The following is a 23,835-nucleotide window of genomic DNA, read 5'->3' as shown; positions in this document are numbered from 1 at the left end:
ATGTCCATGAACAGACGACAATTTCTGGCGGCATCGGCGGCGGCTGCTGCCGCTGCCGCTGCCATGATCCGCCCGCAGCTTTCCTATGCGGCCGAAGGCGACACGCTTGTCGTGCGCGGCGGCTCCGATATCCAGATCCTCGATCCGGCCTTCCAGAACGGGTCGCTGGAGGAGGAGATCGGCCGCTGCATCTTCCCATCGCTCAATCGTCTGAACGACGTCAGGGCGACGCCCGGCTGGGAGGCCTATGCGGCGAAAAGCCTCGTACAGAAATCGCCGACCGAAATCGAATTTGAACTCAACGACTGGCTGGAATGGTCTGACGGTTTCGGCCCGGTGACGGCGGAGGACGTGAAGTACTCGTTCGAGCGCGTCGCGGCACCTGCCAACAACTCACCCTGGGCCTATGCGTTCGATACGATGGATAAGGTCGAGATCACTGGTGAACGCACCGGCATCATCCGGCTGAAGACGCCGTCCGTGCCGTTCTGGGTGACGACGCTGCCCTACTATATGGGCCACATCGTCAGCCAGAAAGCCGTCGAAAAGGTCGGCGGCAAGTTCACGACGGAACCGCCGGCCACGGCCGGGCCCTACCTCATCGAGACCTGGGTTCCCAAGCAATCGCTGCTGCTGAAGCGCAACCCGCTATGGAAAGGCCCGCAGCCGGCGTTCTCTGCGGTGAAGTTCGAGATCGTGCTCGACGACGAGGCAGGCGCGCTCGCCTATGAGGCGAAGGCCGTCTCTTACACCAAGGTCAGCCTCAACACGCTGGCGACCTACCGCCGGGCGCTACCGGAAAACAGCGACTTGATCGAGATGAACGGCAGCCGGATGATCTGGCTCAGCCTCAACCTGGCAAATCCGAAATTCGCCGACGAGCGGGTGCGGCGGGCCATTCAGCACGCGGTCGACGTCAGCCAGATCATGGCCGGCTCCTATTCCGACCTGGCCGAGCCGGCGACCGGCGTCGTTCCGCCCGGCATGATCGGTCACCGCGAGGCGATCCTTTACGCGCCGGATATGGAGAAGGCGCAGGCACTGCTGGAGGAGGCAGGCGTGTCCGACCTTTCACTCACCCTTTCTGCGCTCAACGACAAGACGAGCCTTTTGACCTGCCAGATCGTGCAGGCGCTGCTCGGCGTCATCGGCGTCACCGTCGAGATCAATGCCCTCGACGACGCCGTTTTCTGGACGCTCGGCGACAAGGCGCCAGACGGCAGCAATGGGATCGACATGGTGCTGATGAATTTTGCGGGCGGTGTCGATCCGGCGGAAAATCTCGCCTGGTTCCGCCCCTCGCAGATCGGCCAGCTCAACTGGTCGCAGTTCAACAGCCCGGAGTTCGAAACGCTCTACCTGCAGGCGATGGCCGAGCCCGAACTGGCCAAGCGCGATACGATGTACCGGAAGATGCAGGATCTGATGGAACAGTCAGGCGGTTTCGTCTTCCTGACGCACGAGACCTTCGCCGCCGTGGCACGGCAGGGCGTCAAGCCGTTCCTGCTGGCCGATGGCTACATGGACATTCCCCGGTTCGAGAAGGTGTGAGGAGCAGCCATGAAAATACTTGTGACGGTGAAGCGGGTGGTTGACTACAACGTCAAGATCCGCGTGAAGGCAGACGGTTCGGGCGTTGATCTCGCCAACGTGAAGATGTCAATGAACCCCTTCGACGAAATCTCGGTCGAAGAAGCGCTGCGGCTGAAGGAAGCCGGCAAGGCGGATGAGGTCGTCGTCGTTTCCGTCGGTCCGGCCAAGGCCGAAGAGACGCTGCGCACCGCGCTCGCCATGGGTGCCGACCGCGCCATCCTGGTCGAGACCGAAGACCAGGTCGAGCCGCTCGCCGTGGCCAAGATCGTCAAGGGCGTTGCCGACGCCGAACAGCCGGGGCTGATCATCGTCGGCAAGCAGGCGATCGACGACGATTCGAACCAGACCGGCCAGATGCTGTCGGCGCTGCTCGGCTGGGCGCAGGGCACCTTTGCCTCCAAGGTCGAGATCGGCGATGGCAAGGCACCAGAGGGCACAGCAAGGGTGACGCGTGAAGTCGATGGCGGCCTGCAGACCATCGACATCAAGCTTCCCGCCGTCGTCACCACGGACCTGCGGCTGAACGAGCCGCGTTATGCCTCGCTGCCCAACATCATGAAGGCGAAGAAGAAGCCGCTCGACAAGAAGTCGCCGGCCGACTTCGGCGTCGACACGTCCGCCCGCCTCAAGGTGCTGAAGACCGAGGAGCCGTCGGGCCGCAAGGCCGGCATCAAGGTCAAGTCGGTCGCCGAGCTGGTCGAGAAGCTTAAAGTCGAAGCCGGCGTGCTCTGAAATCCGTGAGGCCCGCCTGCAAACGGCGTGTCGCTGCGCTTCCGGTGCTCACGTACCAAAAGTACGCTGCGCGCCGGTTCTCGCGCCTCCCCGTTTTAGCCAGGGCCTGACGGATTTCGGGAACGAACCATTTTTCTAGAGGACAAGATCATGGCCATTCTTCTTCTGGCTGACCACGACAGCAACCACCTTTCCGACCAGACCGCCAAGGCGCTGAGCGCGGCCGCCAAGATTGCCAGTGGGACTGGAGCCGATGTGCACATCCTGGTCGCCGGCGCCGGTGCCAAGGTTGCTGCCGAACAGGCCTCCAAGCTTGCGGGCGTTGCCAAGGTGCTGGTTGCCGAGGACGCCTCGCTTGCCAACAACCTCGCCGAGCCGCTGGCCGCGCTGATCGTCTCGCTTGCCGGCAGCTACGACACCATCGTTGCCGCCGCGACCTCGGTCGGCAAGAACGTCATGCCGCGCGTTGCTGCGCTGCTCGACGTTTCCCAGGTCTCGGAAATCATCGAGGTCGTCTCGTCCGACACCTTCAAACGCCCGATCTATGCCGGCAACGCCATCCAGACGGTGCAGACGACGGAAGAAAAGCGGGTCATCACCGTGCGCACCGCCTCATTCGCCTCTGCCGCTGAAGGCGGTTCGGCGGCGATCGAGACCGTCTCGGCTGCCGCCAACCCCGGCGTTTCGAGCTTTGTCGCCGACGCGCTGTCGTCGTCCGATCGTCCGGAACTGACGTCTGCCAAGATCATCATCTCCGGTGGTCGCGCGCTCGGTTCGTCGGAAAAGTTCCAGGAAGTGATCCTGCCGGTTGCCGACAAGCTCGGTGCCGCCGTCGGCGCAAGCCGTGCGGCTGTCGACGCCGGTTATGCCCCGAACGACTGGCAGGTCGGCCAGACCGGCAAGGTGGTCGCACCCGACCTCTACATCGCCTGCGGCATCTCCGGTGCGATCCAGCACCTCGCCGGCATGAAGGACAGCAAGGTCATCGTCGCGATCAACAAGGACGAGGAGGCACCGATCTTCCAGGTCGCCGACTACGGCCTGGTTGCCGATCTCTTCGAGGTTCTGCCCGAATTCGAAAAGGCGCATTGAACCGAACAGGAGCTGGAACGCTTGGCGTTCCAGCTTCAAGCAGATGCGCTACTCAGCGAAATGAGTGAGCCAATGGCGCGGCTTGTTGTCCGCCAGTTGAGCGACTCGATCGATCTTGTTGCTCATCACCCAGGCCATTGGCTGCTGGTGCAGCGGCAACATGATCAGTTCGTCCTTGACCATCTGGAGTGCCTTGGTCTGCAGCTCGAGCCGTTTCGTGCGGTCCATTTCGGTAGATGCCTGGATGATCAGCTTGTCAATGTCCGGATAGCTCCAGCCGCCCCAGTTGAAGACGCCCGCCTTGTCACTCCTCGTCTCGATCATCTGGAGCAGGATCGAGTAGCTGTCGAGCATTGGCTCGTTCGCCCAGCCGATGATGTAGACGTCAGACAGGCCACCCGTGCGCTTGGGCGCCTGTGCGGCCGTTGGGCCGATGTCGAGCTGCGGCTTGAAGCCAGCGCGGCTCAGCATGTTGACGATACTCTGGCAGAGTTCCTCTTCGTTGACATAGGCCTCGTTGGTGCAGACGAGGGTGAAGGGGAGATCGCTTGCGCCGGCTTCGGCGAGCAGCTTCTTCGACAGTTCGGGGTCGAACGGCACAAGCTTGTCCAGCGCTTCGATGTATCCCGGAATCTCCGGCGCAACGATCGCGCCCGCCATCCTTGATTTGCCGCGCATGACCCGCTTCTGGATGAGGTCCTTGTCGAGCGCATGGGCGACAGCCTGGCGGACACGCAGGTCGTTGAACTTGTTGTCGACGCCGTCGGCCAGTTTCGGCTTGCGGTTGAAACCCATCATGATGGTGCGCAGATCCGTGCGCTCCATCACTTTCAGGTCCGGCTGCGCGACGAGGCGTGGAAGATCCTGCGCAGGTGCATTCTCGGTGAAGTTGATCTCGCCCGACAACAGCGCGGCCACGCGCGTCGCAGCCGAGACGATCGGCGTGAACTCGATGCGATCGATATTGGACTTCGCCGCGTCCCACCACTTGTCGTTCTTGACCAGAACGGTCTTGCTGTCGGGCGTGCGGCTCTCGAGTTTGAAAGGACCCGTGCCGTTGGTGTGGTAGGTTGCGTAGCCTTCGATCTTTTTGCCGACATCCGTCGGCTTCAGCGAGTTGTTGTCGGTGAGCCAGGTCGCGTCGAAGATGTGGATGTTCGTCAGGTCGTTCAGGAGCAGCGGGTAGGGCCCGGTCAGTTCGATATCGATGGTATGGTCGTCGATTTTTTTCGCTGATTTGTAGGCCGGAAGGTTTCCGCGCAACGGAGACACTGGATCGCTGACCCGGGTGAGAGAGGCGATCACGTCGTCTGCGGTGAAGTCGGCGCCATCATGGAACTTGACGCCTTCGCGCAGATGGAACCGCCACACGGTATCCGATACGGTCTCCCAGGATGTCGCCAGCGCCGGCTCGATCTTTAGTTCGGCGTCAAAGCGGACCAGCCCCTCATAAACGTGGTTGAGGAAAGACAGGGTGTAGCTGTCACCATAAGAGTAGGGATCAAGCGAGTAGATGTCGCGCGAAGCGCCCCATTTAAGCGTTTCCGCTTGAGCCGCCGCGCAGAGCGCAGCCGACATGACGGCCGCGAGAGTCAACTTCTTGAGCATTCTGCAGTTCTCCCAGGTTGAAGTCACTTATCCCCGGATGGGAATCTTCTACGGCTCGGCCAGTGACGCGCCTTGATGTCGGCGCGAACACGACCTGCTCGATCTCTCTGGTCATCGCCATCGACCGGCGATGCAGCGGGATCATGATCTGCTTGTCTCCGACCAGCGCGAGCGCCATCGTTTCGAACACCACGTCTGGCGGTCGAGTTCATTGGCAGCGGGCAACCAAGGCGTCGGCCTTGAAATCCGCACTGTTGTGAAACGTTGGCACGGGCGCAGCTGGGAACGCCAAGTCCTGTTGTCGATCAGCTGCCTGCGGGTGGCTGGCGCAGGCATCGCCTCGAGCTCAGGCTCGGCCCGCAGCAACCCTACATGGATCTGCTTGCAAAATGGGTGCGCGGAAAATGGAGATCGAGTGAGAAGCTGTCACGTTGGCCGGACCGGCGGCGCGTGGTGGCGTGTGCGCCCGTCGCAAAAAGCCCAGCGAATAGGCTGTCGCGACGGTCTTCCAAGGACCCTGCATCAACACTGCTCCTCCCTAGCTCGTGCCTTGCTGATTGGCAGAATTGCACACCGAAGAGATTTGTCAACGCAATTGTCAACAATAATGAATACTATCTTTTGTGTAGTTGTTGACAATTCAACGGGCCGCGCTGCCGGATATCACCGGGGCCGGCCGCCACCATGGTCCTGTCCGCGTCCAGCACCCCGACGCGTTGCTCTCCGTTCCGGCGGTCGCGCACGGCCGGTCGCCCAAATGCCTGCGATTACGATTTCAACGACGAACTCCCAAGCTTTGGCGCGCGGTCCTGGGGAGAGCTTGATTGCGCCCGCCTCGGAGCCGATAAGAACGGGGACCATTGGGAGAATCGTTGCCATGAGAGCACTTGTCCAGCGCGTTTCATCTGCGCGTGTCACCGTCGATGAGGCGGTGGCGGGGGAAATAGGCAATGGTCTTTTGGTCTTCGTGTGTGCGATGAAGGGCGATACCGAAAAGGAATGCGAATGGCTGGCCCGCAAGATCGTCAACCTGCGCATTTTCCGGGACGAAGCGGATCGCATGAACCGTTCGCTTGCCGATATCGGCGGCTCGGCTCTCATCGTCAGCCAGTTCACGTTGGCCGCTGAGACGAAGGGCAACCGACCGGGCTTTTCGACGGCTGCGCCGCCGGATGAGGGCAAACGCCTGTATGAGAACTTCTCCGCCAATGTCTCGGCCCTTGGCGTTGCCGTTGCGAATGGCATCTTCGGCGCGGACATGCGGGTTGATTTGGCCAATGATGGTCCTGTCACGATCTGGCTGGACACTGCGTCCGGTTAACCCGCCCTCCGCTTTCGATAGCTCGAGTCCATTCGCCCTCCACCTCCAGCAAGGTGAGTCCGTAATTTCGGCTTGCGCGCCATGCACACGCGTGCAAATATGCACGCGTGTGCAATGGAGCTCCATCGATGAACGATTACAAGTCGCGCTATTCGAATGACCTTGCCGGACGCGCTTTGCTATGCCGAGACGTCATTCGCTCGGCCGGCGCCCTGGTGCTCAGCGGTTTCAGGCAAAGTGCGGAACGCGGCTTCTCGATGAAGGGCCCGCAGGATTTTCTGACCGAGACCGACGCCGCTTCCGAAGCTCACATTCGCCAGGCCATCGCCGAGCACTTTCCCGACGATGCGTTCCTGGGCGAAGAGGGCGGCGGCACTGTTGCCGATCGGGTCTGGGTCGTCGACCCGGTGGATGGGACGGCGAACTTCGCGCGTGGCATCCCGCATTTCTGCATCTCGATCGCCTACGTCGAAGAGGGCAGGGCGGAAATTGGCGCGATCTACAACCCGGCCGAGGACGAACTCTATCTTTGCCGCCGGGGCGCCGGGGCAACCTTGAACGGCAAGCCCATAAAGGTTTCGTCGACCACGAGTTTCGATGCCGCCTCGGTCGAGATGGGATGGTCCCGCCGGGTACCCGATGAGACCTACCTGGAGACGATGCGGCTGATGCTCGAAAAGGGCGCCAACGTGCGACGCGGCGCATCGGGAGCACTGGCCCTCGCCTATGTTGCCGACGGCCGCTCCGACGCCTATGTGGAGTTGCACATGAACGCTTGGGATTGCCTTGCAGGGCTGTTGCTCGTCTCCGAGGCCGGCGGCGCCGTATGCCCATTCATGGAGATCGGCAGCCTTCTGGGAGGAGGCCCGGTCCTGGCATCGACGCCGGCCATCGCCGATGGCGTGAGCGCAGCGTCAGGCATCCGCATCCAGGGCAGCGAGCTGGCGGCCGAACTTCAGCCCGCCTGAACAGTGATCGATGACGATGGCGAACGGCGTGTTCGCCGCTATGACAAGGGAATTGCAATGGACGCACCGATTTACTCGCGGCCAGCGATCAGCCTCATCGCCTCCGGGCTCGGGCCCCGCAACGCCGATCTCTATATCGGCGGCAGCGATGGCGCGCGGGACCTGGAACTGCTCAGGCGCCACGGGATCACCATCGTCGTCAACTGCGCGATCAATCTGGACATCAATCTCGTGCGCGAGGAAGAGGTCGCCATCAACGATGATCTGTGCGCGAGCGGTTACGCCGATATCCGCTACTACAAGCTCGGCATGATCGATGGCGATGGCAGCCCCGACACGATGATGCTCGGCGCCTACTACATTCTCGACGGCGCCCTGCGTCAGACGATGCCGAAGCGCGCCACCTATCCCTTCGCCGACGGCGGCAACGTCCTCGTCAATTGCCGTGGCGGGCGTAGCCGTTCCGTATCACTTGTGGCGCTTTTCCTGCATAAGCAGCAGCCGCACCTCTATCCGACCCTCGAGGCGGCCGTCGCCCACATTCGCGAGCACCGGCAACTGAGGCAGGACGAATGGTTCGAAACGCCGAAGCCGATGCTCTACGAGGCGGCAAGACGCGCCTCCAGCTGGATCGATCTCGTCGAAGCCTCGCGCGCGGAGGTTAGGACCAATGGATGATCTGCCGAAGATCGCCGTCATTGCCGACGCCCATTTCCATGACCTCGAGGGCGATTTCGAATTTCCGGCGATCGAGATCGATGGAAAGCGGCTGGCCGTCAGAAGTTGGGCCGATACGCGCGAGTCCACCCGCGTCTTCAACGAGAGCGCCCGGGCACTGGACGAGGCGCTTTCGGAGGTCGCCCGGCGCGGCATCCGTCACGTCGTCCTGCTCGGCGACTACACCGATGATGGCCAGAGGCAGACGACCGAACGCCTGCGCATCATTCTGGACCGACATGAGCGCGAGCACGATACGCGCTTTTACGCGCTTCCCGGCAATCACGACATCTACGGCCCCAAGGGCCGCCACCACACGAAACAGTTCCTCGATCGGAGCGATGCCGGGGTCCTCGTCACGAGCGATGACGAAAAGGCCGCCCCCGGCGTCTACGCCACGTCGCGCATGTATTGCGAGGGATACCCGATTGGCCTCGCGCCGATGGCCGCGTTCGGCTACTTCAGGAAACCCGACTATATCCATTGGGAAACGCCGTTCGGCGCCTCGGACAGGGCTGAGGACCGCCTTTACGAAGTCCCGTCTCCGGATGGCTGCAACACCTATGCGCTGATGGACGCCTCCTACCTGGTCGAGCCCGAACCGGGCCTCTGGCTGATGATGATCGACGCCAATGTCTTTGAGCCGCGCGACGGCGTTTTCGAAGAAGGCGAGGAAGCCGCGTTCATTGATAGCACCGGAGCCGGCTGGAACGCGCTTCTTCGGCTGAAACCATTCGTCATTGACTGGATCGCGGATGTCACCGCGCGCGCGGAACGCCTCGGCAAGACCCTGCTTGCTTTCTCGCATTACCCGGTGCTCGATCCCTTCGACGGTGCGACGGGCGCTGAAGGTGTGCTTTTCGGCGAGACCAACATTGCCCGCAGGACGCCGCGCGAAGCGGTGGCAGCGGCGCTGGCCAATGCCGGGCTAACCCTCCATTTCAGCGGGCATCTGCATGTCGAAGGCGTCACCCGTCGTGAACGCAGCGGCCGCTCGATCGTGAATGTGGCCGTGCCTTCGCTCGTCGCCTTTCCACCGGCTTTCAAGGTGATCGACCCCTCCGTCTCGAAGATATCCATCGAGACCGTGGAACTGGCGTCGGCCGCCGTCGACCGGCGCGTTTTTGAAGCCTACGGACGGGAGACGGCTCGAACGGGCGAAGCACCGGGCCCGGCCTTCGAGGTGCCGGACTACGGATCGTTTCTGAGAGCACACAAACGCGCCCTCGTGCAGCATCGCTACTTCCCGAAGGAATGGCCGCAAGATGTCGTCGAGCGGATATCCGGGTTGTCGGTCGCTGAGGCTTGCGAACTCATGGCTGGCGCCGGCGCGATAGAAGGCGTGCTCGAAGCAATTTCGGCACATTGGCCCGAGGATGCCGCCCGACTGGCGCGCCTGGAGATGCTCGAACTGATTACCGACTGGTACTGTCTGCGTCAGGCCGCCGTGCTGGCGCTCGACAGGATTGCTGCGCCGCGGCGAGCGCTCTATCGCGCGCTCTCAGCGCGTTTCGGTCGTGCGCCGGAAGCAGGCTGGGATGGATCGGCAACGGGCTTCCTCTCGATCTTCTTCGGCGCCTTCGATGCCTTCCTCGACCGCGCCGAGGCCGGCCATCGACGGATCGACATCAAAAACACGACCTGCGAAGAGGCGGCTGCCTGATCATGGCTCAACCGTTCTCCGTCACCGTTCCGCCGGCAACCTTCATCGAGCTGCGGGAGTCCTGTCGCATCGGAACGCGCCGACTGAGGGGCGGGCGACTGGAGGTGGCGAAGTTCGTCCTTGCCCACCCCTACGAAACGGCCTTTGCAAGCGCGCGCGAAGTGGCAATCCAAAGCGGCGTCTCGACGACAACGGTGATGCGCCTTGTCAGCGATCTCGGTTTCGAGACCTACGCGTCCTTTCAACAGCTCTTCCGGGCGGAGCTGCTGCGCGGCCGGCAATAGAACCGTATCGGGGAGGGATGCCATGGATTCGGCGATCGTCAGCATCAACCTCTTCGGCGCCGTGGCCCTGCTGCTGTTCGGTCTCGCTCAGGTGCGCGACGGCACGCAACGCGCCTTCGGCGCTCGCCTGAAAACCGGTCTCGCTGCGGGCACACGCGACGGTTTTCGGTCCTTTTTCGCCGGCCTCATCGCGACCATCGCGCTGCAGAGTTCAACGGCCAACACGCTCATGGTCGCCTCCTTTGTCGAGCGCGACCTTATCTTGCCGCGCATGGCCCAAATCGTGCTGCTCGGCGCCAATGTCGGGACCGCAGTCACGGCCTGGATCGTCGCCCTCGGCCTTGGATGGCTTTCGCCGCTTCTGCTGCTTTGCGGCGTCATCGTCGGGCGCGGCGGTTCCCAGATGCGCAAGGGCACGGGTGCTGCTCTCGTCGGCGTCGGCCTGATGTTGCTGTCGCTGCATCTGATCGGCGGCGCGACGGAGCCGCTTCGCCAATCCGCAGCGCTTTCGGCCTTCCTCGCTCTGCTCGACAGGGCCTGGCCGGTCGCGCTCATCATGTCCGCCGCGCTGGCCGTCCTTGCCTCCTCCAGCCTTGCAATCGTCGTGCTGATCCTCTCGCTCGCGTCGTCCGGCAGCCTGTCGACCGGTCTGCTGATCGTTCTCGTCCTCGGTGCCAATCTCGGAGGAGCCGTGCCTCCGGTTCTCGCGACCGTAAATGCGGCGCCCGCTGCCCGGCGCGTTACCCTCGGCAACCTGATCGTGCGGGCCGTAGGTTGCCTGTTGGCGCTGCTGCTGGCGGGCTATTCCGCTTTCCTGCTCGAATGGTTGCCCCTGTCCCATGACAAGCTGCCGGTCGATGCGCATCTCGGCTTCAACCTCGCGCTTGCGTTGCTGGCCGCTCCCTTTGCCCGTCCGCTTTCCCGAGTGACTGCGCGGCTTGTGCCGGACCCGCCGAAGGCCGAGGATGGCGCGGTGTTTCTGGAACAGTGCGACCTCGCGACACCGGTCGCGGCACTGGCCGGGGCCAGCCGCGAGGTGCTCGGCGTCGGCGACCTGATCGAACGCATGCTGATCGAGGCCAACAATGCACTGCAGCAGACGGATCCCGCCAAGCTTGCGGCAATCAGCACGCTCGAGGGGCGGGTTGATCGCGTTCAGCACGAGATCAAGGTCTATGTTTCACGCGTCGGGCAGGCGGAGATTGACGACGAACATCGCCGTCGCGCGAAGGATATCATCGACTACGCGATCAACCTCGAGCATATCGGCGACATCATCGACAAAGGGCTTCTTGGCGAGCTTGCAAAGAAGGTCGCCCGCGGCCTGACCTTCTCTCACGATGGCCATGAGGAACTGTCGCGGCTCTTTGCGATCACGATCGAGAACTTGCGCATGGCGCAGACGGTCTTTGCGACACGGGACAATCAGATGGCGCGGCGTCTCGTGGAAGCGAAAGAGGACGTTCGTAGACTTGAACGGCAATCGGCGGAGCGGCATCTGCAACGTTTGCGGGACGGACGCGCCGAAAGCATCGAGACCAGTTCGCTTCACCTCGACATGCTGCGCGATCTGAAGCGCATCAATGCGCACATCGCCTCGGTCGCCCACCCGATCCTCGATCAGAGCGGATTGCTGATCGACAGCCGTATACGACAGGCGATTTCCTGAAAATTCGATCCTAGCGCCGGGCGGTCTTGCGCTCGACCATGGCGACCGGAACCACCTGAAGCCGCGTTTCCATTTCTTCGGATTCGAGCGCCGCAAGCACGTGATCTGTCAGCGCAGTGAAGGACTGTGCGACCGTGGTGAGTTCATAGCTCTTCCAGCCGGCTTGCGGGATGTCATCGAAACCGACGACGGACAGATCGGCGGGGATGCGGCGATGCATTTCGGTGCGGGCGGCATCGAGAAAGCCGAGCGCCAGGAGATCGGTGACGCAGAACGCGCCGTCGATCGCTTCGTCCACGAGCACTTCGCAGCCGGCCTGATAGCCGCTCTCATAACTCGTCGTGCCGCCCGACCAGGCGACAACTTCGATACCGGCCGTCGCCATCTTCTGCTTGAATGCCGTGGTGCGGCGCACCTGAGCGGGCGTGTGGCTGCCGCTCGAAACGACCGCCACCTTCTTGCATCGCGCCTCGATCAGGCGCAGCGCCGCAAGATCCGCGCCGCGGGAATCGTCGCTCAGCACCATGCTGGTGTCGGTGCGATCGAGCTTCTGGTTGATCAGGATCAGCCTGACGCCATTGGCGATACACTGGTCGACGATCGATTCCGGCGGTTCCCCCGAAAGAACGACGATCGCCTGTGCCCGGAACTCGAACAAGAGTTCGATCAGCGGCGCGATGTCCTTGCGCGCATCGGCGGCATTGAGGAGCAGGCACTGCAAGCCGCGGCGCAAGAGGCCGATGCTCAGAAGATCCAATTGCTTGGCATGGAAGGGCGAACTGAGATTGGCGCCGACGACCCCGATAAGGTTGGAGCGGTCGTTGTTCAGCCCCTGCGCCAGGCGGTTGACCCGGTAACCGAGTTCCCGGGCGGCCTTCAGAACCTTGCGCCGTACAGACTGGGAGACGCTCGCCCCGGGGGTAAAGGTTCTCGATACGGCAGAGCGCGAAACGCCCGCGCGTTTTGCGACCTCTTCAGCCGTCACGAAGCCTCTTGCCATGCCTTTCCCCTGCAGAATCAGACGGTTTCCATCAGGGCCACAAAAGCAGCCCCATTCCAACGAAAAAGTGAAGGCGAGCTCCTGGGGAACGTCGCCCTTCGACCCCAAAGGCCGGCTTCAAACGCACGTGTCTGCTTGCGAGAGCCGAGCCCGCAGACCCTCTGAAACGACGCATAGGACAGGCAATGATCACGTGTTCGCAAAGCGATACAATCATCACATAAAAATATCAAAGAAAACAAATGATTAGATCATTGCTCACGTGTGCATTTTTTAGTTGACAAGAATGCCTCGTCGTTGGATCATGCATTCTATGGAAGGCGCAAAATTGGAATTTTTGTTCCATCCATGTTCGTGACGATGGCGGCCCGGTTGAGGAGCTGGCGCCGACATCAGGCAGGCCTTCCGCGTCTGCCTGCGAACGGGGAGGATTGGATGCCTTGCAGACCCGATTGTCTCGGGTCTGTGTGCGGCTTCTTGGCTATGTCGGCGTCACTGTGTGACGTCTGATTTCTGTTTCCCCGTTTGGCATTTCCAAAGATCGTCCGGCGTCAACCGCCGCGATCGATTGCGCATGTCGAGTTCTAAGGGGAAGAGCATGGCCTTAGTGACAGAAACAGCCAAGGCATCCGTGGTGACGGTTGACGCATTGGCGCCGACGGCGTGGCAGCGTTGGCGGTATCGCATGAAGGTCGCCTCCAGGGAGCCGACGACACTGATCGGTGTCCTGACGGCGCTTTTGTTCACCTACCTCATCGTCGTGCCAATCATCTCGATCGTGCTCGATTCTGTCCGGGTGCAGTTCGGGCACGAGCGACGGCTCGGCAAAGATTTCGGCGACCTGACGCTTTACTATCTCGACCGGGCGTTCCTGTCGCCGGTTTCGGTCGATCTGTTCTGGCGACCGCTCGTCAACACATTGTCGGTCGCGCTTGGCGCGATCAGCCTGTCGCTGTTGATCGGCACGGTGCTGGCGTGGCTGATCAGCCGCACCGACATGTTCGGGCGACGCTGGTTTGCGACGGCGCTGATCGTGCCCTACATGCTGCCGGCCTGGACCTTTGCGCTTGCCTGGACCACACTCTTCAAGAACCGGACGGTCGGCGGCCAGCCGGGCTGGTTCGAGGCGATGGGGCTGACGCCGCCGGACTGGGTCGCCTACGGGCGCTTCCCGATCATCATCATCCTGGCGTTGCACTACACGCCCTTTGTCATCCTGCTGTTCGGCTCGGCGCTGAGGCGTTTTGATTCCCAGCTTGAAGACTCGGCTCGAATCCTCGGAGCGAAGCGCTATCAGGTTGCGCTTCAGATCATCCTGCCGTTGATGCGCCCGGCACTGCTTTCCTCGATGGTGCTGATCTTCGCCAAGTGCCTCGGCGAATTCGGCGTGCCCTATGTGCTCGGCCTGCCGGTGAAATTCGAGGTGCTCTCCACCTCGCTCTTCCGCAGCATCGCCTCGCGGCAGACCGGCGTTGCCGGCGTCGTCGCAGCCTCGATCATGCTGATCGGCATTATCACCCTGATGATCGATGCCCGGCTTGTCCGCGAGGCCCGCCGCTTCGTGACCGTCGGCTCCAAGGGATCGATGAACCGCCAAAGCCGGCTCGGAAAGTATCGCCTGCCGGCGACTGGTTTTGCCGCACTCATCTTCCTGCTGAGCGTCGGACTGCCGCTGCTCACCCTGTCGCTGTCCACGGTGATGAAGCTGCCAGCCCAGTTCACGCTCGACAATTTCACGCTCGACTACTGGATCGGTCGCGATCTCCACACGGTGGCGCTGCAGACCGGGGTGCTCCTGAGCCCGGATTTATGGGCGGCCGCAAAGAACACCCTCATGATCGTTGGTCTCGCATCCCTGACCTCGGGCATTCTCGGACTGCTCGTCGGTTATGTCGTCATCCGCACACCGGTGAAGGCGCTGTCGGTCTATCTTCGGCAGGTCACCTTCCTGCCCTATCTGGTGCCCGGCATCGCCTTTGCCGCCGCCTACCTGTCGCTGTTTGCCGTGCCGCGCGGACCGATGCCGGCACTCTATGGCACGGTCACGATCCTGGTCCTGGCGCTGATCGCCGACCAGATGCCCTATGCCTCGCGCGCCGGCATTTCGGCCATGACGCAGCTCGGCAAGGATCCTGAAGAGGCGGCCCAGATCGCCGGTGCCGGCTGGTTCCGGCGGATGATCTCGATCGTCATCCCGATCCAGAAGGGCTCGCTCGTCACCGGTGTGCTGTTGCCCTTCATCTCCGGCATCAAGGGACTGAGCCTCTTCGTCATCCTCGCCGTGCCGAGCACCGATGTTCTGACGACCTATTCGCTGAGACTCGTCGACTACCACTACACGCAAGCCGCCAATGCCGTCGTGCTCATCATCGCGGCGATCGCGTACCTCGGAACCCTGGCAGCCCAGAAGCTGACCAAGACCAATCTCGCAGAAGGACTCGGAAGCTGATGCCCACAATCAATCTCAGCGGCGCCCAGAAAAACTACGGTGTCAATTCCGCCAATGCCGTGTCGAACCTCGACCTCGAGATCTGCGACGGCGAATTCATGTGCCTTCTCGGCCCGTCCGGCTGCGGCAAGACCACGACGCTGCGCATGATCGCCGGCCTCGAAAACCTCTCCGACGGCGAGATCCGCATCGGCGAGCGTGTGGTCGACTCGGTGAGGGCAGGCGTGTTCATCCCGCCGGAAAAGCGCGAAATGGGTCTCGTCTTCCAGAGCTATGCGCTCTGGCCGCATCTGACCATCGAGCGCAACACCGACTTCGGCCTGCGCCTGCGCAAGCTGCCGAAGGAAGAGCGCGAGCAGCGGGTCGAAAAGGTCATGCAGGCTCTCGACATCGCCAAGTATCGCGACCGCTACCCGTCGCAGCTTTCGGGCGGCCAGCAGCAGCGCGTGGCGCTTGCCCGCATGCTCGCGGTAAACCCGGGCGTGCTCCTGCTCGACGAGCCGCTGTCGAACCTCGATGCGCGGCTGCGTCTCGAAATGCGCGCCGAACTCAAGCGCATCCACAAGGAGTTCAAGACGACCATCGTCTTCGTCACCCACGACCAGTGGGAAGCGATGACGCTGGCAACGACCATCGCCGTCATGAACGAGGGCACGCTGCAGCAGATGGGCACGCCCAACGATATCTACGATCGGCCGGCAAACCGTTTCGTTGCGGAGTTCGTCGGCAGCCCGCCAATCAACATCGTGACCTTCGGCCCAACGGCAGTGTCGGAGATTTCGCGCGCCGCCGAGGCCTATCTTGCCGAGCGCTATCCGTCCCTGCGCGGCATCGGTTCCGTCGGTATCCGGCCGGAAGCGATCGGCTACGCGATGAAAGGCAGAGATATTCCGGCCGGCAGCTTCAGCGGCGAAATGACGGTGACCGGCGTTTTGCCGACCGGCGGCAGCTGGATCCTCGAGCTCAGGAACGACAGCGATACGCTGTTCCTGACAACGAATGCCCTGCCGCGGGTCGAGGCCGGGTCCAGGGTTTCATTCTTTGCGCCACCCGAGGCGCTGCATGTCTTCGACAAGGACGGCCGGCGCATCTCTGAGGCGGACACGCTCTTGCGGAAGAACACGCTGAACTGAGGCGCTTCGGCGCCGAACACCAGACCGAAACATAATCTGAGGGAGGAACAGACGATGCATTTTCGGACGAAAGACAGGACAAAAGGCGCGCTCAGGCGTGCACTGCTGGCGACGACCATCGTGGCGGTCGGCGCGCCGGCTTTGGCGCAGGACGCCTTCGACCTGAACGCGCTGATCGAGGCCGCCCGCAAGGAGCCGCCGATCACGGTCTACGACAGCACCGGCAAGATCGTCGAGATGGCCAAGGCCTTTGCCGAGAAGTACGGCGTCGGCGCCGAGGGCTCCAAGGTCAAGGCAACCGCCCAGCTCGAGATGATCATTCGCGAGGCCCGCGCCAACAACATCCAGGGCGACGTATCGATCATCAGCGACGCGCCCGCCGCGATGGCCCAGCTCATTCCGCAGGGTTTTGCCGAGAGCTGGCTGCCGCCGGACCTCGCAGAAAAGATCGCCGCCGAGTATCAAAACCCGCTGACGGTGGTCACCAGCGCCAATGTCTGGGCCTACAACACCGAGCTCTTCGACAAGTGCCCGGTCACCAACATCTGGCAGCTGACTGGACCGGAATGGAAGGGCAAGGTCGCGATGCAGGACCCGCTCGGCAAGGCGTCCTATGTCGACTGGTTCAACCAGATGGCCAAGCACGGCGACGACAAGGTGGCCGCCGCCTACAAGGATCTCTACGGCAAGGAACTCGAAACCGACGATGGCAGCGCGACAGCCACCTGGGTGAAGGCGCTTGCCGCCAATGCTCCCTTGCTCACCGATGCCGATGCGGCCGCCGCCGATGCGGTCGGCGCGCCGGGGCAGTCACAACCATTCATGGGGCTGATGAGCTCGGCGAAGTTCCGCGACAATGCCGAAAAGGGCATGAAGCTCGGCCTTTGCAAGGACCTGAAGCCTTGGCTCGGCTGGATGTACCCGGGGGTCGGGTTGATCACCAAGGGCACCAACAGCCCGAACGCCTCGAAGCTCTTTATCCACTACGTCATGACGGCCGAAGGCATCGCGCCGCAGGCGGAAGACGGGAAAATGTCGACCAACAAGGATGTCGCGCTGCCGGCCGACGAGCCGTCGGGCATCGGCGCCGTGCTCGACCAGGTCATGCCCTACCAGATGGCAACCAGCCTCGAGGACTGGGACGCGCGCGAGACCTGGCAGGACCTCTGGCGGCTCAGCTATCAGAAATAACTGCGTGCACCCTTTGAAACGGTATCCTTGGGAGGGGAGACCATGAAAAAAGACAAGAGCAGCTTTCTGGCGATCGGGGCGGCATTTGCCGCCCTGACGACGGCCATCGCAGTCGAGGCGCGCGCCGAGGACGCGTTCGATCTCGACGCGCTCATCGAGGCCGCAAAAAAGGAAAAGCCGATCAACGTCTATGACAGCACCGGCAAGATCGTCGAGATGGCCGAGGCTTTCACCGCCAAATACGGTGTCAAGGCAACCGGCGTCAAAGTCTCGGCCAATAGCCAGTTGGAAATGATCATCCGCGAGGCCCAGGCCGGCAACGTTCAGGGCGACGTCGCGCTGATCACCGACGCGCCGGCGGCACTGGCACAGCTCCTGCCGCAGGGTTTTGTCGAAAGCTATCTGCCCGGCGACATGAAGGACAAGATACCGGAAGCCTTCCAGAACCCGCTGGCGATTTCGACCAATGCCAACGTCTGGGCCTACAACACCGAAGCCTATGACAAATGCCCGGTCGGCAACATCTGGGAGCTGACGGAAGCGAAGTGGAAGGGCAAGATCGCATTGGTCGATCCCCTGACCAAGAGCACCTACACCGACTGGTTCAACCAGCTGGAAAAGCACGCCGACAATGCGGTGAAAGAGGCGTACAAGGTCCACTTCGGCAAGGATCTCGAAACCGCGGAGAAAAGTGCGGCGGCGGCCTGGATCAAGGCTCTCGCACAAAACGGTCCGCTCGTGACAGACGGCGACGATCCGGTCGCCGAAGCGGTCGGCGCCGCTGGCCAGAAGGAACCCTTCTTCGGGCTCTTGAGTTCCGCCAAATTCCGCGACAACGAAGGCAAGGGCTACAAACTCGGGCTCTGCACCGAGCTTCAGCCGTGGGTCGGCTGGACCTACACCAAACTCGGTCTTGTCGCCTCCAAATCGGCAAGCCCGAATGCCGCAAAGCTCTTCATCCATTACGTGCTGACGGAAGAGGGCATCGCCCCGCAGATGAAGGACGGCAAGCTGCCGACCAATATCGACATCAAGATGCCGGCCGACGAGCCGTCGGGGATCATGGAAGTGGCGGACCGCCTGTTCCCCTACGACGCGGCCACCGGCCTCGATGATTTCGACCGACGCGAGGAATGGCAGGACTTCTGGCGCGTGAACTACAGCAAATAGCAACCTCGGCCGGCGCGACATCACGAGGAAAGGTCGCGCCGGCTGTTTAGCATGAATGGGAAGAGAGCATGAACGACGCCAACAAGGCCGTGAGCCAGAAGGTCTCGGTTGACGAGGAACGGCTCGACCGCTCGCGCCGTCTGATGAGAATTGCCGAGGGTGCTGCCCGAGTGGTCGGCGCGCCGCTACTTGCGGCCTTTCGCTCGGACATGGTGGTCGATTACAAGCGCGACCTGCATGACGTCGTGACGATCCACGACAGACAAGCCGAGACCCTGATCCGCGACTTCATCTTCGACCACGAACCGAATTCGGCGATGCTCGGCGAGGAGGGCGGCCAGGTCGGTGCCGGCGAGATCCAGTGGTATGTCGATCCGATCGACGGAACCGCCAACTTTGCGCGCGGTCTCGCCTTCTGGTGCGTGTCGATAGCAGCGGTCGAGCAGGGCGCCGTCGTGGCGGGGGTGGTTTACGATCCGATGGCCAATCTGCTGTTTGCCGCCGATAGCGAACGCTCCTATCTCAATGGAGAGGTTATCGCCTCGAAATCGGTCAGTGACGAGAGCCGCGCGACCCTGATCACCGGTTATCCCGTTTCGAGAGATTTTCGCCTCGATGGCCGTGACGTCGCGCTTGCGCGCCTTGGCGACCTCGTCGAGACCTTCTCGACCCTGCGCAGACCGGGCAGCGCCGCGCTCAGCATCGCCCATGTGGCGGCCGGCTTCTGTGACGCGGCGGCCGGTTTCGGCGTCAATGCGTGGGACGTGGCCGCAGCGACGCTGATCCTGAAGAACGCCGGCGGACGCTATGAGCCGCTGACGCTTGGAAAGGTGCCGGACGGAACCATCGACTACCTTTGCCCGGGCTATCTCGCCTACGGCCACGGCGGCGACTATCCGACCTTGAACCGTATCGGCGCGGCAATCTCGGCTGGCCGCAGCGCCAAGGCATCGGCGTCATGAAAACAGATGAGGAAAACATGCTCGACAGTTTCAGTGATGCCCCAGCAGGCGGCACGCCCAGCCGCGAGCTGCCAAAACTCAGTCTCATCTATGCGAAGCATCCGACCTATGGCGTTGACCTCTTCATCGCCGGCAAGGAGGGGGCAAGCGATCTCGACCTTCTGCGCGAAAACGGCATCACCACCGTCGTCAACTGTGCGGTCAATCTCGATTTCAACTTCGTCTGCCAGCCGCAGCTTGTTGCAGACCACCGCAACAGCATCCATGGCCCCGGTGAGATCCGCTACTACAAGATCGGACTGATCGACGGCGATGGAAATCCGGAGACGCAGATGCTCGCGGCCCACTACATCCTGCGGGCAGCACTCGAACAGATCCTGCCGGAGAAACCATCCTATCCCCGGCGTGAGCGCGGCAGCGTGCTCGTCAATTGCCGCGGCGGGCGCTCGCGTTCCGTCGCTGTGGTATCGCTTTTTCTGCATCTGACACTGCCGGACGAATTTCCGTCCCTGGAAGCAGCGATAGCCTTTGTCCGCAACAGACGTGCTATCCCTGAGGACGAGTGGTACAAGGCACCCAAACCGGTGCTGGAGGCCTCGGCGCGACGGGCCGCGGCCTGGGCGCGGACAATAGAGCAAGCCTGACCGGAAACCTCCGCCAGAGACTTTCGAGAGGCGTGGTTGCGGTAGCTGCGCCTCGCCTCTGCGAGTTTGATTCGTTTGCAAGGGTTCGCGCGAACGACCGGAGGATGAGCCGGGCAACATGCGCGCATCTCTGCTGCGCGGCGATCCGATCTGGCGCAGGCAAACTTTTCAACAAACGATCCCGAAAGAGTGGGTGTTTTCTTTAATTGACAAAATTAATAGAGAAATATTGGGGCAAATCGGAGGGACCCCATGTCTACCCCCAGGCTCGTTGGTATTGCTGGCAGTTTCAATCGCCCATCGAAAACCTACGCCCTCAGTGAGCACATCGCCACGCTGATCGGGGCGCGATATGCCGTGGAGACTGGGCTCTACGATCTGAATGATGTCGGGCCGTCGCTTGGACGTGCGCTTTGGCGCAAGGACCTGGACGAGCAGGCGAAACGGGTTGTCGAAGCCGTTGTTTCTGCAGATGTCCTGCTCGTCGGCTCCCCGACATACAAAGGATCCTATCCCGGTCTCTTCAAGCACCTGTTCGATCTGATCGATCCGCACGAACTCAGGGGCAAACCGGTGATCCTGACCGCAACCGGCGGGGGTGACCGGCACGCGTTGGTCGTGGAGCATCAGCTCCGTCCCCTCTTTGGTTTTTTTAGCGCACGGACGCTTCCAACGGCAATCTATGCATCGGACGTCGATTTCAAGGATTACAAGATCGCGCCTTCGCGTTTGACGGCTCGCTTCGAGGATCTTTTGTCTGACCTCGCCAACATCCTTCCGGCAGCCGACAAGAGTGTCGGTTTCGCAGCTTGAGCCTTGCTCGAGCGGAATGCCTAGCTTGACCATGGCTCTGCCTTCTTTGTTCGGGAAGGCAGCACCTCGCCGTGACCACGCACCAGCACGTGTAGTGGCGAACGAGTTTCGCCTCAGGCCGCGCCTTCTATCGAAGCAGCAGGCGGCCTAGCTCCACGGGGTGCAACTGCAACGACGCCGGTCGGTGTCATGCCCGCGGTGCACCGCAACGCTCCGGCTCCAATATCCTCGCATCTCCGTACATCTGCATCCAGGACCGGTCTCGCACAGGGACCGCGGCCCGGAATCATCCCTCGAAACGACGTCTCCGGATTGGAGAAAGACGCCTCTCGGTATGTGAATGAAAGCGGCAACTTTTCTTGTTTCGGGCAGCCAAAGAGAACGTCATTCCTATAATCTATAAAAATTATGTATTTAATGTATTTATGTCGTCAACCGTGGTGGAACTGCGAACCATGTCCTATCTGCTCAGCCTTCTCGACAAAAGTCCCGTCGATCCAGGAGGCACGCCGACCCAGGCTCTGCATACGACGGCCAACCTTGCCGTGAAGGCGGAGGAATGGGGCTACCACCGCTTCTGGGTCGCGGAGCACCATAACATAGCCGGCCTTGCGAGCTCTGCGCCGGAAACCTTGATCGCCTACCTCCTGGCGAGGACGTCGAAGATCCGCATCGGTTCCGGCGGCGTCATGCTGCAGCACTACAGTGCCTACAAGGTCGCCGAGACCTTCAACCTGCTTGCCAGTCTCGCGCCTTCCCGGGTCGATCTCGGCGTCGGCAAGGCACCCGGTGGTTTTCCGTTCTCCACCAAAGCGTTGCAGGTCGGAGTTGATCCGGCTTTGCGGCCGAGCTTCCCGGAGCAGTTGGCCGAGCTCAACCGCTATTTGCTGGCAGAGGGCGAGGCGGCTTCGGAGCTGTTGGCGACGCCGCTGCCGTCCGTCGCGCCGGAGCGCTTTCTGCTGGGCGCGAGTGTCGACAGCGCGTTGCTGGCTGCCCAAAAGGGCTGGAAGCTTGTCTTCGCCGGCCACCTCAACGGCGATCCGGACAATCTGCAGAAAACCTTCGACGCCTATGACCGCGCAACCAGGGGCGACCGACCGCTTCTTGCTCTCGCGGCGTTCGCGGCCGAAAGCGAACAGCGGGCACGCGAACGCGTCGCGGACCTGAAGATTTTCAAGGTGCTGCTTGCAAACGGCCAGAGTGTCAATGTCGGCAGTGAGGAGCAGGCTGCCGAATTCGCTCGTCAGGCCGGGATTGCCGACTACCGCGTCGAGGAGAAGACGCCGAGCGTGCTCACCGGCACGGCGCGGCAGGTTCGCCAGGAATTCGACGAGCTGCACCGACGCTACGGCGTCAAGGAATTCGTCATCGACACCCCTGCGGTCAGCGCCAGCGAGCGCTTCGCCTCGATCGAACTCATCGCGCGGGAACGGCTTTCTCTCGCCGCCTGAATTTTCCGGGAAGGATCTGCCATGACCAAGAAGAACGTGAATTTCGGCATCATGTTGCAAGGGCCGGGCGGGCATATGAACGCCTGGAAACATCCAAGCGGCCCGGCGGACGCGAGCGTCAATTTTGACTTCTTCGTCGAAACGGCGCGAAAGGCCGAAGCCGCCGGCATCGCCTTCGCCTTCGTCGCGGACGGCCTCTACATCAACGAGCAGTCGATCCCGCATTTCCTCAACCGCTTCGAGCCACTGACCATCCTGTCGGCACTCGCCGCTTCGACCTCGAAGATCGGCCTGGTCGGCACGGTTTCGACCTCCTACAGCGACCCGTTCACAATCGCCCGGCAATTCGCCTCGCTCGACCTCATCAGCGGCGGCCGCGCGGGCTGGAATGCAGTGACCTCGCCGCTTGAAGGCTCCGGCCGCAACTACGGCCGCGAGCACCCGGAACATGAGCTGCGCTACGAGATTGCCGACGAATATCTCGACGTGATCAAGGGCCTCTGGGACAGTTGGGACGACGACGCCTTCGTGCGTGACAGGGCAACCGGCGTCTATGCCGACAAGTCGAAGCTGCGCCGGTTGAACCACAAGGGGCGTTTCTTCCGGATCGAGGGCCCGCTCAACATCGAACGCTCCAGACAGGGGCAGCCGGTGGTGTTCCAGGCAGGAGCCTCCGATTCCGGGATCCGGCTTGCGGGCAAACATGCCGATGCCGTGTTCACCAATGGCGGCCCGATCGAAGACGCGAAGGTCTTCTACAAGCAGGTCAAGCAAAGTGCGGTGGCGCAGGGGCGCCGTGCTGCGGAGATCGGCATCTTCCCGGGCATCGGCCCGATCGTCGGAGCAACGGCCGAGGAGGCCGAGGCGAAGCACCGCGCAATCCGCGATCTCGTGACGATCGAGGAGGCGTTGCTCTATCTCGGTCGCTTCTTCGACCATCACGACTTCAGCGCCTATCCGCTGGACGAGCCGTTTCCTGATATCGGGGATATCGGCAAGAACAGCTTCCGGGCAACCACGGACCGCATCAAAAAGGCGGCCCGCGAAACCGGGGCGACTCTGCGCGAGATCGCGCTCGATGTCGCCACACCGAGAACCGCCTTCATCGGCACGGCAGAGCATATCGCCGACGAGATCATCAGATGGATCGATCAGGATGCCGCCGACGGCTTCATCCTCGGCTTTCCGGTGATCGCCGAAGGTCTCGCCGACTTCGTCGCACATGTGCTGCCGATCCTGGAACGTCGTGGCTATTTCAATCCAAGGCTCGAGGGGGCGACGCTCCGTGATCATTTGGGGCTCGTCTACCGCGAAAGCCGCTACGCGCAATCTGCGCCGACCGTTGAGCGGGGGAAGGCCGTCGGCGCTTGAGGAG

Annotated in this window: 20 protein-coding genes; 18 read left to right on the top strand and 2 right to left on the bottom strand. The window is 62.2% G+C overall.

The genetic code is table 11. From position 1 onward, the window contains the following. The 3 genes from PWG15_RS27775 to PWG15_RS27765 all read left to right on the top strand — a co-directional run bounded on the left by PWG15_RS27775 (window position 1) and on the right by PWG15_RS27765 (window position 3,417). Entirely contained in the window at window positions 1–1,551 is a 1,551-nt protein-coding gene (locus tag PWG15_RS27775; RefSeq protein WP_275024734.1) for an ABC transporter substrate-binding protein, read from the top strand. 9 nt (window positions 1,552–1,560) lie between these two features. After that, a complete protein-coding gene (locus tag PWG15_RS27770; protein ID WP_275024733.1) occupies window positions 1,561–2,325 on the top strand; it encodes an electron transfer flavoprotein subunit beta/FixA family protein in 765 nt (254 codons plus the stop codon). A 150-nt stretch (window positions 2,326–2,475) separates the two neighbouring features. Next, entirely contained in the window at window positions 2,476–3,417 is a 942-nt protein-coding gene (locus tag PWG15_RS27765; protein ID WP_275024732.1) for an electron transfer flavoprotein subunit alpha/FixB family protein, read from the top strand. 48 nt (window positions 3,418–3,465) lie between these two features. Here PWG15_RS27765 and PWG15_RS27760 read toward each other — a convergent pair whose 3' ends face one another. Next, window positions 3,466–5,025: an ABC transporter substrate-binding protein gene (locus tag PWG15_RS27760; protein ID WP_275024731.1), complete on the bottom strand. Its 1,560-nt coding sequence runs from the start codon at window positions 5,023–5,025 to the stop codon at window positions 3,466–3,468. A gap of 877 nt (window positions 5,026–5,902) precedes the next feature. On the opposite strand from PWG15_RS27760, the gene dtd reads away from it, so the two are divergent. From dtd to PWG15_RS27730, 6 genes are all read left to right on the top strand, one after another. Further along, a complete protein-coding gene (gene dtd, locus PWG15_RS27755; protein ID WP_275024730.1) occupies window positions 5,903–6,346 on the top strand; it encodes a D-aminoacyl-tRNA deacylase in 444 nt (147 codons plus the stop codon). A gap of 128 nt (window positions 6,347–6,474) precedes the next feature. Then, on the top strand, window positions 6,475–7,314 hold the full coding sequence (locus PWG15_RS27750; RefSeq protein WP_275024729.1) for an inositol monophosphatase family protein: 840 nt from the start codon (window positions 6,475–6,477) through the stop codon (window positions 7,312–7,314). 57 nt (window positions 7,315–7,371) lie between these two features. Beyond that, window positions 7,372–7,992, top strand: a complete 621-nt coding sequence (locus PWG15_RS27745) for a dual specificity protein phosphatase family protein (RefSeq protein WP_275024728.1) — start codon at window positions 7,372–7,374, stop codon at window positions 7,990–7,992. Further along, window positions 7,985–9,694 carry a metallophosphoesterase family protein gene (locus PWG15_RS27740; protein ID WP_275024727.1) on the top strand — a complete coding sequence of 570 codons (1,710 nt, stop codon included), beginning with the start codon at window positions 7,985–7,987 and terminating at the stop codon, window positions 9,692–9,694. Before PWG15_RS27745 ends, PWG15_RS27740 begins: the two co-directional genes overlap by 8 nt. Before the next feature lie 2 nt (window positions 9,695–9,696). Next, window positions 9,697–9,978 (top strand): MurR/RpiR family transcriptional regulator, encoded by a 282-nt coding sequence (locus tag PWG15_RS27735; RefSeq protein ID WP_275024726.1) that lies wholly within the window; start codon window positions 9,697–9,699, stop codon window positions 9,976–9,978. Between the two features lie 22 nt (window positions 9,979–10,000). Continuing rightward, complete coding sequence (locus PWG15_RS27730) at window positions 10,001–11,647, top strand: Na/Pi cotransporter family protein (protein WP_275024725.1); 1,647 nt, start codon at window positions 10,001–10,003, stop codon at window positions 11,645–11,647. Between the two features lie 10 nt (window positions 11,648–11,657). Here PWG15_RS27730 and PWG15_RS27725 read toward each other — a convergent pair whose 3' ends face one another. Then, window positions 11,658–12,647, bottom strand: a complete 990-nt coding sequence (locus PWG15_RS27725; protein WP_275024724.1) for a LacI family DNA-binding transcriptional regulator — start codon at window positions 12,645–12,647, stop codon at window positions 11,658–11,660. A gap of 598 nt (window positions 12,648–13,245) precedes the next feature. Between PWG15_RS27725 and PWG15_RS27720 the strand changes: the two genes are divergently transcribed. From PWG15_RS27720 to PWG15_RS27680, 9 genes are all read left to right on the top strand, one after another. Then, entirely contained in the window at window positions 13,246–15,096 is a 1,851-nt protein-coding gene (locus tag PWG15_RS27720; RefSeq protein ID WP_275024723.1) for an ABC transporter permease, read from the top strand. Beyond that, window positions 15,096–16,229 (top strand): ABC transporter ATP-binding protein, encoded by a 1,134-nt coding sequence (locus tag PWG15_RS27715; RefSeq protein ID WP_275024722.1) that lies wholly within the window; start codon window positions 15,096–15,098, stop codon window positions 16,227–16,229. Before PWG15_RS27720 ends, PWG15_RS27715 begins: the two co-directional genes overlap by 1 nt. Window positions 16,230–16,283: 54 nt before the next feature. Continuing rightward, window positions 16,284–17,420 (top strand): ABC transporter substrate-binding protein, encoded by a 1,137-nt coding sequence (locus PWG15_RS27710; protein ID WP_275024721.1) that lies wholly within the window; start codon window positions 16,284–16,286, stop codon window positions 17,418–17,420. 42 nt (window positions 17,421–17,462) lie between these two features. After that, window positions 17,463–18,590 (top strand): ABC transporter substrate-binding protein, encoded by a 1,128-nt coding sequence (locus PWG15_RS27705; RefSeq protein ID WP_275024720.1) that lies wholly within the window; start codon window positions 17,463–17,465, stop codon window positions 18,588–18,590. A gap of 68 nt (window positions 18,591–18,658) precedes the next feature. Continuing rightward, a complete protein-coding gene (locus PWG15_RS27700; protein WP_275024719.1) occupies window positions 18,659–19,552 on the top strand; it encodes an inositol monophosphatase family protein in 894 nt (297 codons plus the stop codon). A gap of 17 nt (window positions 19,553–19,569) precedes the next feature. Beyond that, the gene (locus tag PWG15_RS27695; RefSeq protein WP_275027230.1) at window positions 19,570–20,196 is read left to right on the top strand and encodes a dual specificity protein phosphatase family protein; all 627 of its coding nucleotides are present in this window, start codon (window positions 19,570–19,572) and stop codon (window positions 20,194–20,196) included. Window positions 20,197–20,448: 252 nt separating this feature from the next. Next, window positions 20,449–21,009 (top strand): FMN reductase, encoded by a 561-nt coding sequence (msuE, locus tag PWG15_RS27690; protein ID WP_275024718.1) that lies wholly within the window; start codon window positions 20,449–20,451, stop codon window positions 21,007–21,009. A 455-nt stretch (window positions 21,010–21,464) separates the two neighbouring features. Beyond that, window positions 21,465–22,460, top strand: a complete 996-nt coding sequence (locus PWG15_RS27685) for an MsnO8 family LLM class oxidoreductase (protein WP_275024717.1) — start codon at window positions 21,465–21,467, stop codon at window positions 22,458–22,460. A gap of 21 nt (window positions 22,461–22,481) precedes the next feature. Continuing rightward, the gene (locus PWG15_RS27680; RefSeq protein ID WP_275024716.1) at window positions 22,482–23,831 is read left to right on the top strand and encodes an LLM class flavin-dependent oxidoreductase; all 1,350 of its coding nucleotides are present in this window, start codon (window positions 22,482–22,484) and stop codon (window positions 23,829–23,831) included. The last annotated feature ends 4 nt before the right edge of the window (window positions 23,832–23,835 follow it).

The sequence above is a fragment of the Ensifer adhaerens genome (genome assembly GCF_028993555.1).
GTDB lineage: Bacteria > Pseudomonadota > Alphaproteobacteria > Rhizobiales > Rhizobiaceae > Ensifer > Ensifer adhaerens_I.
This window is presented reverse-complemented; position numbering and strand designations above follow the sequence as displayed.

Excerpts from the sequence above, each read along its gene's own strand:
- msuE (WP_275024718.1), top strand. The coding sequence starts at position 20,449 with ATGTCTACCCCCAGGCTCGTTGGTATTGCTGGCAGTTTCAATCGCCCA.
- PWG15_RS27685 (WP_275024717.1), top strand. The coding sequence starts at position 21,465 with ATGTCCTATCTGCTCAGCCTTCTCGACAAAAGTCCCGTCGATCCAGGA.
- PWG15_RS27765 (WP_275024732.1), top strand. The coding sequence starts at position 2,476 with ATGGCCATTCTTCTTCTGGCTGACCACGACAGCAACCACCTTTCCGAC.
- PWG15_RS27735 (WP_275024726.1), top strand. The coding sequence starts at position 9,697 with ATGGCTCAACCGTTCTCCGTCACCGTTCCGCCGGCAACCTTCATCGAG.
- PWG15_RS27725 (WP_275024724.1), bottom strand. The coding sequence starts at position 12,647 with ATGGCAAGAGGCTTCGTGACGGCTGAAGAGGTCGCAAAACGCGCGGGC.
- PWG15_RS27730 (WP_275024725.1), top strand. The coding sequence starts at position 10,001 with ATGGATTCGGCGATCGTCAGCATCAACCTCTTCGGCGCCGTGGCCCTG.
- PWG15_RS27750 (WP_275024729.1), top strand. The coding sequence starts at position 6,475 with ATGAACGATTACAAGTCGCGCTATTCGAATGACCTTGCCGGACGCGCT.
- dtd (WP_275024730.1), top strand. The coding sequence starts at position 5,903 with ATGAGAGCACTTGTCCAGCGCGTTTCATCTGCGCGTGTCACCGTCGAT.
- PWG15_RS27745 (WP_275024728.1), top strand. The coding sequence starts at position 7,372 with ATGGACGCACCGATTTACTCGCGGCCAGCGATCAGCCTCATCGCCTCC.
- PWG15_RS27720 (WP_275024723.1), top strand. The coding sequence starts at position 13,246 with ATGGCCTTAGTGACAGAAACAGCCAAGGCATCCGTGGTGACGGTTGAC.
- PWG15_RS27700 (WP_275024719.1), top strand. The coding sequence starts at position 18,659 with ATGAACGACGCCAACAAGGCCGTGAGCCAGAAGGTCTCGGTTGACGAG.
- PWG15_RS27705 (WP_275024720.1), top strand. The coding sequence starts at position 17,463 with ATGAAAAAAGACAAGAGCAGCTTTCTGGCGATCGGGGCGGCATTTGCC.
- PWG15_RS27710 (WP_275024721.1), top strand. The coding sequence starts at position 16,284 with ATGCATTTTCGGACGAAAGACAGGACAAAAGGCGCGCTCAGGCGTGCA.
- PWG15_RS27740 (WP_275024727.1), top strand. The coding sequence starts at position 7,985 with ATGGATGATCTGCCGAAGATCGCCGTCATTGCCGACGCCCATTTCCAT.
- PWG15_RS27695 (WP_275027230.1), top strand. The coding sequence starts at position 19,570 with ATGCTCGACAGTTTCAGTGATGCCCCAGCAGGCGGCACGCCCAGCCGC.
- PWG15_RS27715 (WP_275024722.1), top strand. The coding sequence starts at position 15,096 with ATGCCCACAATCAATCTCAGCGGCGCCCAGAAAAACTACGGTGTCAAT.
- PWG15_RS27680 (WP_275024716.1), top strand. The coding sequence starts at position 22,482 with ATGACCAAGAAGAACGTGAATTTCGGCATCATGTTGCAAGGGCCGGGC.
- PWG15_RS27770 (WP_275024733.1), top strand. The coding sequence starts at position 1,561 with ATGAAAATACTTGTGACGGTGAAGCGGGTGGTTGACTACAACGTCAAG.
- PWG15_RS27760 (WP_275024731.1), bottom strand. The coding sequence starts at position 5,025 with ATGCTCAAGAAGTTGACTCTCGCGGCCGTCATGTCGGCTGCGCTCTGC.
- PWG15_RS27775 (WP_275024734.1), top strand. The coding sequence starts at position 1 with ATGTCCATGAACAGACGACAATTTCTGGCGGCATCGGCGGCGGCTGCT.